This window comes from Ruegeria sp. HKCCD7251, assembly GCF_013031165.1.
Lineage (GTDB): Bacteria > Pseudomonadota > Alphaproteobacteria > Rhodobacterales > Rhodobacteraceae > Ruegeria.
In genome coordinates this window covers 93,495-110,339 of sequence record NZ_WPZC01000008.1, presented here as the reverse complement: position 1 = coordinate 110,339, position 16,845 = coordinate 93,495, and the positions used below count along the sequence as shown (strand labels likewise).

The 16,845-nt window shown below is 57.1% G+C and carries 15 protein-coding genes and 1 pseudogene; 4 read left to right on the top strand and 12 right to left on the bottom strand.

Going from position 1 to position 16,845, the window contains the following annotated elements; genetic code table 11:
* Positions 1–2: 2 nt before the first annotated feature.
* The 12 genes and pseudogenes from GOX75_RS17190 to GOX75_RS17140 form a co-directional block, all read right to left on the bottom strand.
* Entirely contained in the window at positions 3–473 is a 471-nt protein-coding gene (locus GOX75_RS17190) for a hypothetical protein (RefSeq protein ID WP_171123348.1), read from the bottom strand.
* 10 nt (positions 474–483) lie between these two features.
* Positions 484–729 carry a hypothetical protein gene (locus tag GOX75_RS17185; protein ID WP_171123346.1) on the bottom strand — a complete coding sequence of 82 codons (246 nt, stop codon included), beginning with the start codon at positions 727–729 and terminating at the stop codon, positions 484–486.
* A 105-nt stretch (positions 730–834) separates the two neighbouring features.
* On the bottom strand, positions 835–1,833 hold the full coding sequence (locus GOX75_RS17180) for an endonuclease/exonuclease/phosphatase family protein (RefSeq protein ID WP_371808188.1): 999 nt from the start codon (positions 1,831–1,833) through the stop codon (positions 835–837).
* Positions 1,830–2,876, bottom strand: a complete 1,047-nt coding sequence (ugpC, locus tag GOX75_RS17175) for a sn-glycerol-3-phosphate ABC transporter ATP-binding protein UgpC (RefSeq protein WP_171125135.1) — start codon at positions 2,874–2,876, stop codon at positions 1,830–1,832. The genes GOX75_RS17180 and ugpC overlap by 4 nt, the downstream gene beginning before the upstream one ends.
* Before the next feature lie 11 nt (positions 2,877–2,887).
* Positions 2,888–3,781, bottom strand: a complete 894-nt coding sequence (locus tag GOX75_RS17170) for an ABC transporter permease subunit (protein WP_171125133.1) — start codon at positions 3,779–3,781, stop codon at positions 2,888–2,890.
* Between the two features lie 17 nt (positions 3,782–3,798).
* Positions 3,799–4,674 (bottom strand): ABC transporter permease subunit, encoded by an 876-nt coding sequence (locus GOX75_RS17165; protein WP_171125131.1) that lies wholly within the window; start codon positions 4,672–4,674, stop codon positions 3,799–3,801.
* Between the two features lie 73 nt (positions 4,675–4,747).
* Positions 4,748–6,052 carry an extracellular solute-binding protein gene (locus GOX75_RS17160; protein ID WP_171125129.1) on the bottom strand — a complete coding sequence of 435 codons (1,305 nt, stop codon included), beginning with the start codon at positions 6,050–6,052 and terminating at the stop codon, positions 4,748–4,750.
* Positions 6,053–6,458: 406 nt separating this feature from the next.
* Positions 6,459–7,124: a D-lyxose/D-mannose family sugar isomerase gene (locus GOX75_RS17155; RefSeq protein WP_171125127.1), complete on the bottom strand. Its 666-nt coding sequence runs from the start codon at positions 7,122–7,124 to the stop codon at positions 6,459–6,461.
* Positions 7,125–7,141: 17 nt separating this feature from the next.
* The gene (locus tag GOX75_RS17150; protein ID WP_171125210.1) at positions 7,142–8,068 is read right to left on the bottom strand and encodes a carbohydrate kinase; all 927 of its coding nucleotides are present in this window, start codon (positions 8,066–8,068) and stop codon (positions 7,142–7,144) included.
* Positions 8,069–8,106: 38 nt separating this feature from the next.
* Positions 8,107–9,087 (bottom strand): ROK family protein, encoded by a 981-nt coding sequence (locus GOX75_RS20400; protein ID WP_254428840.1) that lies wholly within the window; start codon positions 9,085–9,087, stop codon positions 8,107–8,109.
* 42 nt (positions 9,088–9,129) lie between these two features.
* Positions 9,130–10,431, bottom strand: a pseudogene (locus tag GOX75_RS20395) (GH1 family beta-glucosidase); the annotation flags it as partial.
* 2 nt (positions 10,432–10,433) lie between these two features.
* On the bottom strand, positions 10,434–11,465 hold the full coding sequence (locus tag GOX75_RS17140) for a LacI family DNA-binding transcriptional regulator (protein WP_171125123.1): 1,032 nt from the start codon (positions 11,463–11,465) through the stop codon (positions 10,434–10,436).
* 219 nt (positions 11,466–11,684) lie between these two features.
* Here GOX75_RS17140 and GOX75_RS17135 point away from each other — a divergent pair, with 219 nt between their 5' ends.
* The 4 genes from GOX75_RS17135 to GOX75_RS17120 all read left to right on the top strand — a co-directional run bounded on the left by GOX75_RS17135 (position 11,685) and on the right by GOX75_RS17120 (position 16,842).
* The gene (locus GOX75_RS17135; protein ID WP_171125121.1) at positions 11,685–12,953 is read left to right on the top strand and encodes an ABC transporter substrate-binding protein; all 1,269 of its coding nucleotides are present in this window, start codon (positions 11,685–11,687) and stop codon (positions 12,951–12,953) included.
* Positions 12,954–13,016: 63 nt separating this feature from the next.
* Positions 13,017–14,024, top strand: a complete 1,008-nt coding sequence (locus tag GOX75_RS17130) for a carbohydrate ABC transporter permease (RefSeq protein ID WP_171123326.1) — start codon at positions 13,017–13,019, stop codon at positions 14,022–14,024.
* A gap of 4 nt (positions 14,025–14,028) precedes the next feature.
* On the top strand, positions 14,029–15,177 hold the full coding sequence (locus GOX75_RS17125; protein WP_171125119.1) for a carbohydrate ABC transporter permease: 1,149 nt from the start codon (positions 14,029–14,031) through the stop codon (positions 15,175–15,177).
* 9 nt (positions 15,178–15,186) lie between these two features.
* Positions 15,187–16,842: an alpha-amylase family glycosyl hydrolase gene (locus GOX75_RS17120; protein WP_171125117.1), complete on the top strand. Its 1,656-nt coding sequence runs from the start codon at positions 15,187–15,189 to the stop codon at positions 16,840–16,842.
* Positions 16,843–16,845: the final 3 nt, after the last annotated feature.

Here is a 16,845-nt window from a genome sequence, read left to right as displayed (position 1 = left end):
GGTTAATCGCCAGACTTTTTTCGAGATTTGGAGAGTTTGATCAAAGCGCCCAACAGGGCGCTGACAATCTCGGGGGTCACGGCCCCAAGTGGGTCGCGCCGAAAACCTGTAACGGCGTCGCGTGCCTCGGCCAAGTTGTCCTTGATCTCGGTCTCAATGTCTTGCAGCGCCAGGTCCCGAAGCTCAACCACAGCAGAGATGTCGGTTTGTGATGACATGGAGTTGGCGAACAGTGCCAATAACAGAGCCACCACCAGATCGACGCCGGCCATGATCAGTGCCGCGACCGCGTTTGACACAGACTCAGACAGCCAGAAAAAGCCTGCGACGTTCAGCATTACGACCGCTAGGCCAATAGCCAGCCCCGCAGCGCCATAAAAACCGGTGCGTTTGGCCGCTACTGCGACTTGTCTTTGAGCAATCAGCCTTTCGGCACGCAGGATGATTGAAAGATTGCGGGATATGCGGCTCATGTGCGGGCTCCTACCGGGAACGGCCGACCAGATAGCCAAGCGCGAAAACGCCTAGCGCAAACAGGATCGGCTTTTTGTGCGGCAACTCCCCAAGTTCGGTCAGAACGTCGTCCATCTGGTCTGACCAGTTTTCGATCGTGTCGATCAGATTGTCGGAATGGTCTTCCTTTGGATCGGCCTTCTCGGCCTTGGTTTGTTGGGCAAGTTGGCGGCGAAGTTCGGCAACTTCGGCTTCCAGCTCTGCTTTTGTTACCATCGTTCAGGTCCCTCTACCGCGTTGTACCGCATGTTAGTCGGTTTTTCCGTTTTGGCAAAAGGGGCTTATCGGACGGTAAGACAGATCGCTGCAGGAAAAGCGGGATCAGCCAGCCCGGCACCAAACGCAGTCGTGGTCGGACAGGGGCGTTCCGTCGTCAGCAATCGAAGGCAGAATACCAGTGCCATAGCATTCGAGACCCCGGCCCGCCAACCAGTCCAGCTTCATAACCCGGTCGGGGTGGGGCGTGATCAGGCTGGGGCGGGTCGTATTGCCTTGCGCCGTGAAAGACCAAGAATAACCGTGGGCCTCGGCCAGTTCGAATAAGGTTTCTCGCCGCCAGTCAAAGTCCGGGGGTAGGTGATTGCCGGTGTTCAGGTCCCCGCCAACTATGACCGGTAGATTCGGCGCGAAATCGTCAATCACCTGTAGCAGCCGTTCGAATTGTTGATGTCGGTGAATGGCGTTTGCGTTGCTTTCCAGATGAGTGGAGACGACGCAGACCGGTCCGCTGGCCCCCGGTACAATAGCGGCTATGGCGTTGCGGCCCCCGATGCGTGGCTGGTCAGGATCGCTCGCCCCGGCATCTGCCGCAAACCAATGGCCGTGATCGTCCAGCCGAACCAGGACGGTGCGTTCAAACGGAACCGACGACAGGATCGCATTCCCGTGCCAGCCCAAAGAGTTGAAGTCATCCGTGCAGAACTTGCGCTCGGTCGGGCCGCCCAAATCAAGTTCATGAAACTCAACGCCAAAAGCGTAAGCCATTCCAAGGGCGTCGGCCATCGCTTCGGTTGTGTGTCGCTGTGCAGTACGGGCCATTCCGTGATCAACTTCGGACAGCAGAACAATATCCGGGGCGACTTTCCCGAGATGCGCAGCCGTCTCTTCAGGGAAAAGACATCGTTCTACATTCCAGGCGGCCACGGTGAATTCACTGGGCAGGTGAGCGGATTGAGCCTTTCCTCCGACCTGAACGGCATTCATCGCTTCTATATTGGCCAATATCCTGCGATGCGCGTCGGCAGTGCGTGGGGCCGACAGGATTGCGCTCCGCTGGGTTTCGGATACAGCCGGAAGGGTCACTAGCGTTTGAGTGATCACAGCCTCAGCCCCGTTTCCCTGTCGAACAGGCGCAGGGCCTCGGGCTTTAGGTTGATCTTGGTTTCACCAACCTGCGCCGCGTCATCCTTGCCTAGCATGACCGAGAAGGGCTGATTTGCGAGCCGCCCATGTAGCAGCCGATGCGCGCCCAGTTCTTCAAGGATATCGACATGGAATACGACCTGACCCTGTTCATCCATTTCAACGTCTTCAGGGCGAATGCCCAGTGTCACAGGTCCGTCAAAGGACTGGGGTGCTTGTATCTGGTTGCCGAAGCCATTGATCCGAACACTTTGCTGATCAACTTCAGCTTCGATCAGGTTCATTGGCGGTGCCCCCATGAACGAGGCCACAAAGGTCGAGGCCGGGTTGTGATAAATTTCTGACGGGGTGCCAATCTGCTCGATCCGACCTTCGTTCAGGACGATGATACGATCGGCCATCGTCATCGCCTCGACCTGATCATGGGTCACGTAGACGGCGGTGGTTCTAAGGCGGCGTTGCAAAGCTTTGATTTCGATCCGCATCTGGTTGCGCAGCTTGGCATCCAAGTTCGACAGCGGCTCATCAAACAGAAACAGCGCCGGATCGCGCACCACAGCGCGGCCCATGGCAACGCGCTGGCGCTGACCACCCGAAAGCTGCGCTGGCTTGCGGTCCAGATACTCGGACAGGTTCAGCATCTTTGCCGCGTCTTCCACTTTGGTTGCGATATCGGCGGCGGGGGTGCCTCTGTTCTTGAGGCCATAGCCGATATTCTTGCGCACCGTCATATGCGGATATAGGGCATAGTTCTGGAACACCATCGCGATGTCCCGATCCGCTGGGTCCACGTCATTGACCACGCGGTCGCCGATTTTCAGCACCCCTTCGGTGATGTCTTCCAACCCCGCGATCATCCGCAGCAGTGTGGACTTGCCGCAACCCGACGGGCCGACCAGCACAACAAATTCGCCGTCCTGAATGGTGAAACTGGTGGTCTGAACGGCCTGGAAGCCATTGGGATAGACTTTGCGGATGCCCTCTAATGTAACCTGAGCCATGCGCGTATTCCTTATTTATCGGATTCTGTGAGGCCCTTGACGAACCAGTTCTGGAAAAAGACCACCACCAACACCGGAGGGATCATCGCCACGATGGCCAGCGCCAATGCCTGCCCGTGTTCGGGGATTTGACTGTCGGTGTACGACAACACGATCTGCTTGATGCCGCGGACCAGCGTGAAAAAGCCTTCATCCGTGGTGATCAGAGTGGGCCACAGGTACTGGTTCCAGCCAAAGACAAACATGATAATGAAGATCGCCGCGATCATCGTTTTGCTCAGTGGGATGAGGATATCGACGAAGAATTTCCACGGACCTGCGCCGTCGATCCGGGCGGCTTCGGCCAATTCCTCGGGCACGGACATGAAGAACTGCCGGAAAAAGAACGTGCCTGTGGCCGAGGCGATCAGCGGCACGATCAGACCGGTATAGGTGTTGGTCAGGCCCAGTTTCTGGATTGCTTCGTAAGAGGGCAGGATGCGCACCTCAAGCGGCAGCAGCAGGGTGGTGAAGATTACCCAGAAGGCCAGCGTGGCAAAGCGCAGGCGGAAATAGACGATGGCGTAGGCCGCCATCATCGAAATCACGATCTTACCCACGGCAAAGCCGATGCCAAGGGTGAACGAGTTCATCAGCATCAGCATCCCGTCGACCGTTTGGGTAAAGCCGCCCCTTTCGAACATGGCGGCGCGAAAGTTCTTACCCAGATCGTCGCCCAGTGTCAGTTGCAGCCCTTCGCGGTGGATTGTCACTGCGTCATGGCTGGCCGTAGTCAACGCCAGCAGCGGCGGCAGCATCATCAGCAGCGCGCCCAGGATCAGAATGATGTGGTCTCCAATCGCTTCCCATTTGATGCGACGGGGGCGATGGGTCTCAGCGGGGGTGTCGAGTGTTGTCTCAGCCATGTCCAAAGCCCTCAAGTTTAGTGAATCCGGCGTTCCACCAGCCGGAACTGAAACACGGTCAGCAACAGGACCAGCGCCATAAGGATGACTGATTGCGCCGATGATCCGCCTAAGTCGTTGCCTCGAAAGCCGTCCAGGTAGACCTTGTAGACCAACGTCATCGGATTGTTGCCCGGCTCGCCCTTCATCAGTGCGTCAATGATGCCGAACGTGTCGAACAGCGCATAGGTGACGTTGATGATCAGCAGGAAAAACGCGGTTGGGGCCAGCAGCGGGAAGGTGACCTGCCAGAACCGTCCGGTGGCAGATCGGTTGTCGATCATCGCTGCCTCGCGCACGGACCTTGGGATGGATTGCAGGCCGGACAGGAAAAAGATGAAATTGACGGGGACCTGCTTCCACACGGCCACGATAACCATGGCTGTTGCGGTCGCGTTGTAATCCACACCCAGTTTGAAATCCCAGCCGAACACCTGGAAGAACTTGGTCAGCGGTCCGGTGCTTTGGTCAAAGAACAGAATGCCCAGAAACCCGGCCACGGGCGGCGCAATGGCATAGACCCACATCAGCAGCGTGCGATAGGTCTTGGCCCCCTTGATCACCTTGTCGGCCTTGACCGCCAGCAGCAGCGCGATAGCCAGCGAGAAAATAGTCACCAGCACCGAGTAAAGGATCGTGAACCCGGCAACGCGTTTGTACTGATCATTGCCCAGCAGCGACGTATAGTTCTCAGCCCCCACGAAGGTCGAACCGAACCCAAACGGGTCTTGCAAAAAGAATGAGGATTGCAGCGCCCAGCCCGCAGGCCAGTAGAAAAAGATGGCGATGATCATCAACTGCGGCAACAGCAGCGCCACAGGAAGCCAGATCGTGTCAAAGCCCGCGCGTTTCATAGAAGGATTCCGTCTTGAACAGGGGATGGCCGCGCCATGACAGCGCGGCCATCCTTGGGGGTGATCCAGGGCGTTAACCTTGGGTCTTGGCGAAGCGGGCCAGCAGCGCGTTGGCTTCGGCTTCGATAGTCTTGAACGCGGTTTCGACGTCGGTTTCACCGGTCAGGACACGGCCATATTCGCGGTTCATGATGTCGCGGATCTGGACGTAAAAGCCCATGCGGTAGCCCTTGGTGTTGTCGCCCGCTTTGGCCTGCAACTGGTTCACACCAACTTCGGCAGCCGGAAAACGGTCATAGTGGCCGTCTTTCTTGGCGACGTCATAAGCGGCTTCGGTGATTGGCACATAGCCGGTTTCCTGATGCCAGAAATACTGGGTCTCGGGCGCGGTCAGAAAGCGGAAGAATTCAGCCGTGGCCTTGTTTTCCGCGTCGGATTTACCCGACATGGCGAACAGGGCGGCACCACCGATAAAGGTTTGGGTGGGCTCAGTGGTGACGGCTTCCCAATAGGGCAGCTCGGTCGCGCTGAATTCGAACGGCAGGTCTTTTTGCAGCAGGCCGCCGAACGAGCCGGACGAACCCAGCCACATGGCAACTTTGCCTTCTTCGAACGGTTTGGCATTGTCGCCCCAGCCGGTACCGTACCATTCGAACAGTCCGTCGTCTTTCCATGCGGTCACGGCGGTGAAATGCGCTTTGATCGCGTCGTTGTTCACCAGAATCTGCGTGTCAGTGCCGTCATAGCCGTTGTTGTTGGTGGCAAAAGGCAGGTTGTGGCGCGACATGAAGTTTTCGGTGAAGATCCAGGGCAGGTGCGACTGACTGAGCGCGATATAGCCTGCGTCTTTCAGTGCGGGTGCGGTGGTCGACTGGAACTCTTCCCAGGTTTTCGGCGGGGTGACGCCTGCGGCCTCCAACGCGTCCATGTTGTAATACAGGATCGGCGTGGACGAGTTGAAGGGCATCCCGATCATTTTGCCGTCGCTGTCGGCATAGAAGTACCGCACACCGGCGATGTAATCGTTAATGTCGAATTCAACGCCATTGTCTGCCAGCAGATCCTGAACCGGAATGGTCGCGCCCTTGGCCCCGATCACGGTGGCGGCGCCTGCGTCGAACACCTGCATGACGTTGGGCTGTTCGCCCGCGCGGAAGGCGGCAATACCTGCGGTCAGGGTTTCTTCGTAGCTGCCTTTATAGACCGGAGTGATCTTGTAGCTGTTTTGCGAGGCATTGAAATCTTCGGCGATCTTGTTGACTGTTTCACCAAGCTGACCACCCATGGCGTGCCACCAGGTGATCTCGGTTTCTGCAAAAGTCGCAGTCGCGCTAAAGGCTATGGCAGCAGCGGTTGCGCAGAGCTTCAGATTGGTCATGTATTAACTCCGGTTCAGCAGCGGCCTTTGACAAAAAGGCTCGCCAAATTCAGAGGCATTTGCCCCTTGGGGTAATAGAATGGCAGCGCTATCAGGGAAGGCCCCGAACGCTGTACACGGTATGCGTAGTCAGCGTTAGGTACGTGGGTCGTATGACAGTCAGGTGAATGTTTTTTAAAGCAATTTTGACATATTTCCCCAAAGGGAATGCCGACTTCAAAGTGTCAGTTGCACGCGCATCGCGGCCGAAAACCAACGCTAAGCCGTTGTTTCAACGAAGGTCGGGACGTCGGCGCCAATCAATAAGCGAACGCGACTTGTCTGCATGGCAATCCAGCAGATCGTTGGGAACGCACGGCACTATTTCATTTGCTTGATGCGTCCAGATTGCGAGCGGATTATTGGTTCAATAATCCGCAACCAAAAGGAATTCCTGTGCCGCGTCTTCTTCGATTGTGGCGAAACGCGGAATTGGGTCCTCGAATACGTTGTCGGTACGATCATCGTTTACAGTTGACACTTCACCAATCAGGCAATCGCCCTTTTCGGCCCAGAAAGCGTGCCAGATGCCCGGCATTAAGGTTACGCTTTGACCCGGTCCGAGCCGCAAAAGCTCGCCGGGTTGGATCGACACCGGGCACCCGTCGCTGGGCACTGTCACAGCGTTTTCCCGGTCGATCCCGCCCACGGAATCCGAAGCGTAGATTTCCATCACCAGATCGCCACCGCCTCGGTTGATAATGTCTTCGGCCTTTATGATATGACGATGCATTGGCGAAAGCTGTTTGTCCCGCGAGACAAGCACTTTCTCTGCGTACAGCATGCCGCGCCCTTGGTTCAGATCGGCGACATCGCCATTGCGCAACGTGAACAGGAACAGCCCTAGTTCATCGAACCGTCCCTGTCCGTAGTCGGTGATATCCCACCCCAATCCACGTTCGCGAATAACTGTTGCCTGATCGCTTCTCATCTGATCTGGCGTCCAGTTGGCAAAAGGGGGCAAAACCGCTCCGAAAGACCGAATGAAAGCTTCGGCTTCGGTTTTGATTGCGTTGATATCTGATCGTTTCATCGGTGTCCCTTTCGGGGTCAGAGTTCGTTTGCCCAAGGTGGGTTTGCCCCTGCGCGAGAAACCGTCACGGCAGCGACTTGTGCACCCTTGGCAAGAGCATCTTTCAGTTGGTCTGGGTTGAGGGAACGAAGCCCTTGTTTGTTCAGGTGGCCTGCACGTTCCAACTCGGCCAATACGCCAGCGTTGAACGTGTCTCCGGCGCCGACGGTGTCCACAACTACGACCCTTTTGACAGGCACCGAGGTTGACTTGCCATCCGGCAGATATCCGGATGCCCCCTCGCTGCCTTTGGTGACGATGACAATGGCGGGGCCTTCTTTCAGCAACAGCGAAACTTTGTCAGTCAGGCTTTCTGGCCCGGGAATGATCCAATCCAGATCTTCATCGGAAACCTTTACGATATCGGCCTGAGCGATCATCGCGTTGAGCCGGGTGCGATAACGGGTTTGATCATTGATAAAACCGGGACGGATGTTTGGATCCAGCATAACGGCCTTTTCCGAGCCGTGTTGATCCAACAAGGATGCATAGGCGTCGGCACAGGGTTCGCAGGCAAGGCTGATACCGCCGAAATACAAAGCCGATACCGCTGGCAACTGGTTGGGCATGTCCTCGGGCGTCAACATGCGACCTGCCGAGTTTTCGTCCAGAAAACTGTAGGTAGCGTGCCCGTCCTTTAGCTGCACAAACGCCAAAGTTGTCGGGCGGTCGGTTTCAATGACATGGCTGGTGTCCACATGGCTGGCCTTTAAAGACCTGCCGAGTTGCTGCCCAAACATGTCTGAGGAAAGGCCCGTCAGCATTCCGGATGGAACGCCAAGTCGACCAAGCGCAATCGCCGTGTTGAAAATCGCGCCTCCGGAATGGGGCACAAATCCCTGTTCGCCCGTAACGGTGGGCGAGGCGATCATGTCGATCAGGGCTTCACCGCAGCACAGGATCATGCCGGGTCCTTTCTGTATCATTGGGTCAGGCGGTCAGTTTATCGCGCAAGCGCACTTTTACAGAAGTTGTTAGCGCCAACAATGCCAAATTCGTCCTGTTCTGAAACGTACAGGTTCATTGACCGCCGCAATTCGCTGAAACGCCCACCAGCGTTGAAGGCATCCTTGAAAGCGTCGGCGAAAAGCCAGCGGTTCTTTTCTGCCACCCCGCCGACGAGGAAAACACCGCCCGTAGGCATCATGACCACGGCCAAGTCGCCCATTACGGCACCTAGATGCGAGGTGAACATCTGCGCTGCCCTGACCGCGAGCGGGTCCGAGGCACCGCGGGCGTCATCCAGAATGTCCTTGGCGCTGCGCGTTTCGGCAGTCGCCTGTCCTGTCGCCAATTGAATTGCCTGATACAGGATCGGCAGTCCCGTGCCGCTTAGGAACATTTCGGCTTCAAGCGTCAGGGTGTCGTCAAAAAAACAGTCCGGAGCAACTTGGCGCGCGGCGCGGAAAATTTCGACCTCGTCCTCGTGACGGGGCGACAATCCAACGTGGCCGCCTTCACCAGACGCGGTGTGAAACCGACCGTCGGAATAGAGCAGAGAGCCGACGCCCAGCCCGGTTCCCGGTCCGACAACCAACCGTGTTCCCATCGGTGGCGTTTCGGCGCCTTGCAGAACTTCGACGTTATCGCCGGTGATTTCGGCAACCGACCATGCGGCGGCGGTGAAGTCGTTGATGACAAATGTGTGCTGCGCGCCCGTCGCGCGCGCGATGTCAGCCTCGGACAGATCTAGCTGCGCGTTTGTAAGCCGGATCATACCGTTCTGCACTGGTCCCGCACCGGCCGCGACGACGGCGCGCGGATCGGTTCCGATTTCATCCCGCAAACTGTGAAACGCTTCGAGCAATTGCGGAAGTGACCCCGTGGGGTATTTACGCAGGTCGGTGAGTTTACCGTTTGAGACCACACCCAATCGCGTATTGGTGCCGCCGATATCGGCAACCAAGTTCCAGTGGTCGTGCATACATCCCGCAGGTTGCGCCAAAGGCAGCGAAACTGTTCTGCTGGACAGTGCAGTTTTCACTGCATTGTAAGACGCTTTGGGCCGACGCTCCATCGTCTCGAAATCGACGTCCACAAGACCAAAGCGTTTTTCATACCCCAAGGCCCATTCGTAATTATCCAGCAAGGACCAGATAAAATACCCTTTGACCGGCACGCCTTGGTCCACCGCGTCATGCACGGCCGCAAGGTGTTGGTTCAAATAGTCGATCCGGTCATCATCCTGCTGTCGTTCCGGGCTGGCCATGCCGTTTTCCGTTACATAGATAGGAAGATCACCGGTATGGTCGCGCATTGTACGGGTCAGGAAACGTGTCAAGGCGCTGGGTTCGATTTCCCAACCCATCTGGGTTTTTGGTAAGGGGCCGGGGACTTCTTTTAGGCTGGGCCAAGCAATATCTGCGGGCGCGATCAGCTTGCGGGTGTAGTAATTTAAGCCACACCAGTCGACCGGGGTGCCAATCGTGTCGAAGTCGTTTTGCCAATCGCTTGGCAGATGAGGTTCCAGTCCGTCCAGAACGACCTGGGGGTATGTTTTGTTGAATACGCCACTCAGGAAGAAGCGGTTGTAGATACCGTCGTACAGGTCAGCGGCGCGGCGTGCCTCGGGGCTGTCATCCGCAGGTTCTGCCCACTCCAGATTGAACACTGCACCCAAGTTGGACATGCCCAGACCGCGCATCGCCTCGATAGCCCGTCCATGTGCAAGTAGGACGTGATGCATCGCGCGCGCCGTGGCACGGATGTCGCGCAGACCGGGGGCGTGGTGGCCGTCAAAGTGGCTGAGCCAGCTTACGCACCAAGGTTCGTTGATCGGCGCGACACTGAACATGCGGTCACCGATGCGGCCCATGATAATCTCGGTAAAATCGGCAAACCAGTTGGCTATGTCCCGATTGCGCCAGCCACCCAGATCGGCCAACGGCGAGGGAAGCTCCCAGTGATAAAGCGTCGCGCAGGGGCGTATTCCACGCTCCAATAACGCATCGGCAAGGCGGTCGTAGTAGTCCAGCCCTTCCTGGTTAATAGGTCCGCGCCCTTCGGGCAGAACGCGCGCCCAGCTTGTTGAGAACCGATAGCAGTCAAATCCTGCGTCGCGCACAAGCTCAAAGTCTTCGTCAAAGCGGTTCAAATGATCACAGGCGCGGTCACCGTTTTCATTGCGCACCACGTTACCGGGTGTCGCGGCGAACGTGTCCCAATGTGTTTGGCCAGCGCCGCCTTGTCCGTGACCTTCGATCTGATAGGCAGAGGTTGCAACGCCAAAGAGGAAATCTTTGGGGAAATCAGTGCGGGCATATTTCATGTTCAGAACCTGTCAGGAGCGGGGCCGGTCGAGCCGCCAACTACCAGTTCGGCCTCCAGCAATCTAGTTTGAACCGGGCCCTCTGGCGACTTTATCCGCTCGATCAACATTTCGGCTGCTATTTCGCCAGCTTGCCGGACAGATGAGCGAGTTGCGGTAAAGATCGGCACGTCCTGCCCGTTTTTCAGGTAAGATAGATCGTCGTCATGGGCGATGACGGATACATCGCGTCCCATCTTCAGCCCAGCCGCGTTCAGCGCGCGCCTTACGCCAATCGCCGAAATCATGGATGAGATCAGAATGGCTGTGGGCGGATTATCCATCTGTATCATGGCGCGCGCTTCGTGGTGGCCGTAGACCTCGGTCATCTCGGCGCTGCGCATCAAGGACGGGTCAGGAGTTATCCCAGCCTCATGCAAAGCCTCCAGATATCCGGCGCGGCGACGCTGGGCAAAGTCCATATCTTCCAACCCGTTGATCAGTGCGATGCGCCGGTGCCCTAGGTCGATCAGAAATTTGGTGGCCCTTTGGAATGAACTTTTGTTGTTCACGTCGATCCAATCGTAGGGCCCATCAACTCCGGTCGCACGACCATGAACGATGAAAGGAACCCCCATGCGGGAAAGTACGCCGATCCGAGGTTCGTTAACCTTCGGACCCTGCAGGACAACTCCATCAACGGCGCCGCGTTGAAACAGGTCGCGATACGCCCGTTCGATCGACGTATCGTCTGCATTCGTGAACATCATGTCATAGCCATGCTCCGCATATTTTCGCGCAGCACCTGCAACGAAATCGCCGAAAATAGGGTTGACCATTTCATGCTGCGAGGAACTGGGAATCACGTGCCCAATGACCATGGACCGACCTGTGGCCAACCCTTTTGCGCGGCTGTTTGGCCGGTAACCATGTTTCGTGGCAGCGGCCTGCACACGTAGGCGCGTATCCTCGTTCACCTCGGGATAGCCGTTCAGCGCACGGCTGACAGTTGTTTGGGACAAGCCAAGAATTTCTGAGAGCTGCTTTAGGTTCATATTCGATTCAAAGCGCCTTCAAATTGGGACTGCTATCTGTATTGTGGGGAATTAACCTTTGCGTCAATAAGATTCAAACATATGCCTACAAATATTAATAACTTGGGTAAACGGCAAACCAAACATTGACAGAGCTTGAGTGTTAGCGGATAAGGTTCGTCATCCAAAGCGCTTTGAAAATACGATTCCAAGGCGAGAGATGATACGGGAGGAGATTTCATGAAACACTCGCTTTACGCAGGTGCGGCCACGTTCGCCCTGATGTCAGGCGCTGCACAGGCGGACAAGGTTACCGTGTTCGGTCCGTGGTTGGGGCCGGATCAGGAAAATGTCGAAAAGGTTCTGGACGGCTTTGCTGCAGCAACCGGGCATGAATACGCCTATGTCGGGTCAGACAGTTTTGAACAACAAATCCGAATTGATGCCGAGGCGGGTTCAGCACCGAATGTCGCCGTATTCCCGCAGCCGGGCCTGGCGGCAGATATGGCTAAGTCCGGCTTTCTGACGCCGCTTGCCGATGGAACGGGAGATTGGATTCGCGACAACTATGCCGCGGGGCAGTCTTGGGTTGACTTGGGCACATATGGCGGACCGGACGGCGCGGACAATCTGTACGGCTTTTTCTACAAGGTCGATGTAAAGTCCCTGGTTTGGTACGTGCCTGAGAATTTCGAAGATGCGGGTTACGAAGTACCGACCACGATGGAAGAACTCAAGGCGCTGACGGATCAGATCGTGGCTGATGGTGAGACACCTTGGTGTATCGGTCTGGGTTCTGGTGGTGCAACCGGGTGGCCCGCAACCGACTGGGTTGAGGATATGATGCTGCGCACACAATCGCCGGCTGATTATGACGCCTGGGTCGCCAATGAGATGAAGTTCAACGATCCCAAGGTCATCGCTGCGATCGAGGAGTTCGGCGCGTTTGCCCGCAATGACGACTATGTTGCCGGCGGCTCAGGGGCTGTGGCTACGACGGACTTCCGCGATAGTCCCAAGGGAATGTTCAGCTCACCTCCGCAATGCTACATGCACCGTCAGGCCTCGTTCATTCCAGCGTTTTTTCCGGAAGGAACTGTTGTAGGTGAAGACGCAGATTTCTTCTATTTCCCGGCTTATGAAGGCAAGGACCTCGGCAGCCCGGTTCTGGGCGCGGGTACCCTGTGGGCGATCACCAATGACAGCCCCGGCGCGCATGCGTTGATCGAGTATCTGCAAACCCCCGAGGCTCATGAGACCTGGATGCAACTGACCGGGTTCCTGACACCGCATAAGGGCGTTGATACCTCGCTGTTCTCGGACCCGACGCTGAAGAAGATGAACGACATTCTTCTTGGTGCGACTACCTTCCGGTTTGACGGCTCTGACCTGATGCCGGGCGGTGTTGGCGCAGGGACGTTCTGGACCGGCATGGTCGACTATGCTGGTGGGGCCTCGGCGGAAGAGGTTGCCAACGAAATCCAGTCCTCCTGGGACGCGCTGGACTAAGCGTTCCTGATCGGGCAACCCGCCAGTTCGGGTTGCCTGCCACCGTCGCAAGGGAGACGCGGCATGCATCCGGCATTACAGGGCCTGCTGACCATCGCCATCGGCGTGTCAGGGTGTGTGGGCTATTTCTACCTTTCGAACCAGTTTCTGGACAAAGTGCTGTTCCCGGCACGCGGTCCGAATGCAGGGCGCAATATCAATCGCGCGAACATGATCCGGCCTTGGCTGTTCTTGTTTCCGGCGTTGGCGGCGTTGGGCCTGTATCTGGCCTATCCGGTGGTGGAAACCCTGCGTCTTTCGCTGACCGATCGTGTCCCCGGCGGCGGGTATGAATGGGTTGGGTTGGAAAACTACATCCAGATGGCCAACGAACCCAAATTCTGGGAAGCCATGCGCAACAACATGTTCTGGCTGATCATCGTGCCCGCCATGTCGACCGCGTTTGGACTGCTGGTGGCGCAACTGACGGACCGCATCCGTTGGGGTAACGTCGCCAAATCTCTGATTTTCATGCCGATGGCGATCTCTTTCGTCGGGGCCTCGGTGATCTGGAAATTGGTCTACGACACCCGTCCGGCCGAGCAGGACCAGATCGGGATGCTGAATGCGCTTTACATCTTCTTTGGTGGGACCGAGCCGCAGACCTGGCTGACTATTCCGCTCTGGAACAGTTTCTTTCTGATGGTGGTGCTGATCTGGATTCAGACCGGCTTTGCCATGGTGATCCTGTCCGCTGCCCTTCGAGGCATTCCTGAAGAAACGATCGAGGCCGCCATTCTGGACGGAGCCAACCCGTTCCAGATTTTTTTCAAGATCAAGGTGCCGCAGATTAAAACCACCATTCTGGTGGTCTGGACCACGATCACTATCACGGTGCTAAAGGTCTTTGACATCGTCTTTGCCATGACCAACGGCCAGTGGGAGACACAGGTTCTGGCCAACTACATGTATGACAAACTGTTCCGCGCCAACGACTGGGGCGTAGGGTCAGCCTCGGCGATGGTGATTATGCTGCTGGTAACACCGATCCTGATCTGGAACGTGCGCAACGCGCGCAAAGAGATGGAGTGAGGCGATGAGCGATATTGCAGGAACCAAACCGGCGCTACGCTGGGTCGTGCATGCCTCGGTCCTGTTTCTGGTGGTGCTATGGGTGGTCCCGACACTGGGACTGTTGATTTCATCCTTTCGAACGGCAGACCAGATTGCGACCAGCGGCTGGTGGAAATCCCTTTTCCCGTCCGAACAGAACCTGACTCTGCGGTCCGCCGCGCCGGACACACAAGTTCTGGAAAACGGGATTTACGTGATCGAAGGCAACCTGTTCGACGCGGGGACGTCGGCTACGATCTCTCAATGGGGGGTCAGCTCCCGGGCCGTGGATGCGTTTGTTCCGGGCGATACGGCGGAACTACGTCGGGGCGGTACGATCACTGTGGATGCGCAAGGTAACTACAGGATGGAGAATTCGGAAGAATTTACCGGCACCCGGGGCGCCCGTGTATTCGTGACCGCAGAATTGCCGCCCGAGTTCACGCTGGCCAATTATCACAAGGTTTTGTTGGCTGAAGATTCCTCTGACAGCATGGGGCGGGCCTTTTTCAACACATTGACTGTGACCATCCCGGCGACGATCATTCCCATTTTGGTGGCGGCCTTTGCGGCCTATGCGCTGGCGTGGATGGACTTCCCGGGCCGCGCCCTGCTGATCGCAGCGGTCGTTGGTTTGTTGGTTGTTCCGCTGCAACTGGCACTGATCCCGCTGCTTAAGTTCCATCTGAATATTGGCATCGGCAAAGGATATCTGGGCGTCTGGATGGCCCATACCGGGTTCGGGATGCCCTTGGCGATTTATCTGCTACGGAACTACATGGCTGGTCTTCCACGTGATCTGATCGAGAACGCGCGGGTCGATGGCGCGACCGAGTTCCAGATCTTCACCAAACTGATCCTGCCGCTCAGTTTCCCGGCGCTGGCCTCTTTCGCGATCTTCCAATTCCTGTGGACATGGAACGACCTGCTGGTCGCCAAGGTCTTTTTGATCGACGCGTCGGGTCAGACCACCGTCATGACCAACCAGATCGTCGAGTTGTTGGGCACGCGGGGTGGCAACTGGGAAATTCTGGCCACGGCGGCGTTTGTGTCGATTGCCGTGCCGCTGATCGTTTTCTTTGCAATGCAAAAATATCTGGTCCGGGGCCTGCTGGCCGGATCCGTCAAATAGAGGCGACTGATGAACGTGCAGAACACTGTAGATACAACAAAAGCAACCCAAACACCGGCCGACTGGTGGCGCGGCGGCGTGATTTACCAAATCTATCCCCGCAGCTTTCAGGACAGCAATGGCGACGGTATTGGCGACCTCAAGGGGATCACGCAACGGCTGGGGTACATCGCCTCGCTTGGCGTCGACGCAATCTGGATTTCACCGTTCTTCAAATCTCCGATGAAGGACTTCGGGTACGATGTCAGTGATTACCGCGATGTCGATCCAATGTTCGGCACGATGGAGGATTTCAAAGACCTGTTGGATCACGCGCATGGTCAAGGTTTGAAAGTGATGATCGACCTTGTGTTGTCACATACCTCGGATCAGCATCCATGGTTTAGCGAAAGCCGCGCAAGCCGCGAGAACGCTAAGTCCGACTGGTATGTTTGGGCTGACCCGAAGCCGGACGGAACGCCCCCAAATAACTGGCTGTCGATCTTTGGTGGCTCGGCTTGGCAATGGGATTCGCGACGGTTGCAGTACTACCTGCATAACTTCCTGACCTCACAGCCGGATTTGAACTTCCATTGCCCGGACGTACAGGACGCCTTGCTGGACGTGGCCCGGTTCTGGCTGGATTTGGGGGTCGATGGGTTCCGGCTGGACACGATCAATTTCTACTTTCACGACCAGCAGTTGCGCGACAATCCCGGTCTGCCGATGGATCAGCGCAACGCCTCGATCGCGCCGATGGTTAATCCGTATAACCATCAGGATCACCTTTTCTCCAAGAGCCAGCCCGAGAATATCACCTTCCTCGAACGGCTACGCGCGCTGACTGATGAATATGAAGGCCGCGCCTGTCTGGGCGAGGTTGGTGACGCGCAGCGCGGGCTTGAGATCATGGGCGAATACACCACCGGCGATAAGCGGATGCACATGTGCTATGCCTTCGAGTTTCTGGAAAAGCGCGCCCTGACCGCGTCATACGCCAAACAGGTCTTTGACCAGTTACAGGACAAGGCCGGCGATGCATGGCCCTGTTGGGCCTTTTCGAATCACGACGTGCAGCGGCACGCCTCGCGCTGGGGGCTAAGCGACGCGGCCATCCGGCAACACGCGGTTCTCATGATGTGCCTGCGGGGCTCGGCCTGCCTGTATCAGGGTGAGGAACTGGGCCTGCCCGAGGCGGATGTGGCATTTGATGATCTGCAAGATCCCTATGGCATCGAATTCTGGCCCGAATTCAAAGGCCGCGACGGGTGCCGTACGCCGATGGTCTGGGCTGCGCAGGACGAACACTCTGGGTTCAGCAAAGGGCGCCCCTGGCTTCCGGTCAGCTCGTCGCAAGCCGAGCGCGCCGTGGACCGGTTGGAGCAGGACCCCAAGTCAATGTTGCACCACTACCGTATGGCGATTGCGCTGCGCCACGCGCATTCGGCTTTGATGTCGGGGGCGCAAGTTCAGATGGTCCAGTCCGGCTCGGTTCTTACTTTCGTGCGTGAAGACCAAGCGGAACAGGTGTTCTGTGCCTTCAATCTGGGCGCAGACTCCGCAAAGGTCGTCACGCCCGAAGGCCAATGGCGCGTTATCGGTGAGGAGTTGGGCGGCGTCGGCGGGTCGGGAAATCTGACTCTCGGCGCTGCTCAATTCTGTCTGATGGCTCGGGAAAAGGGGTAGGTC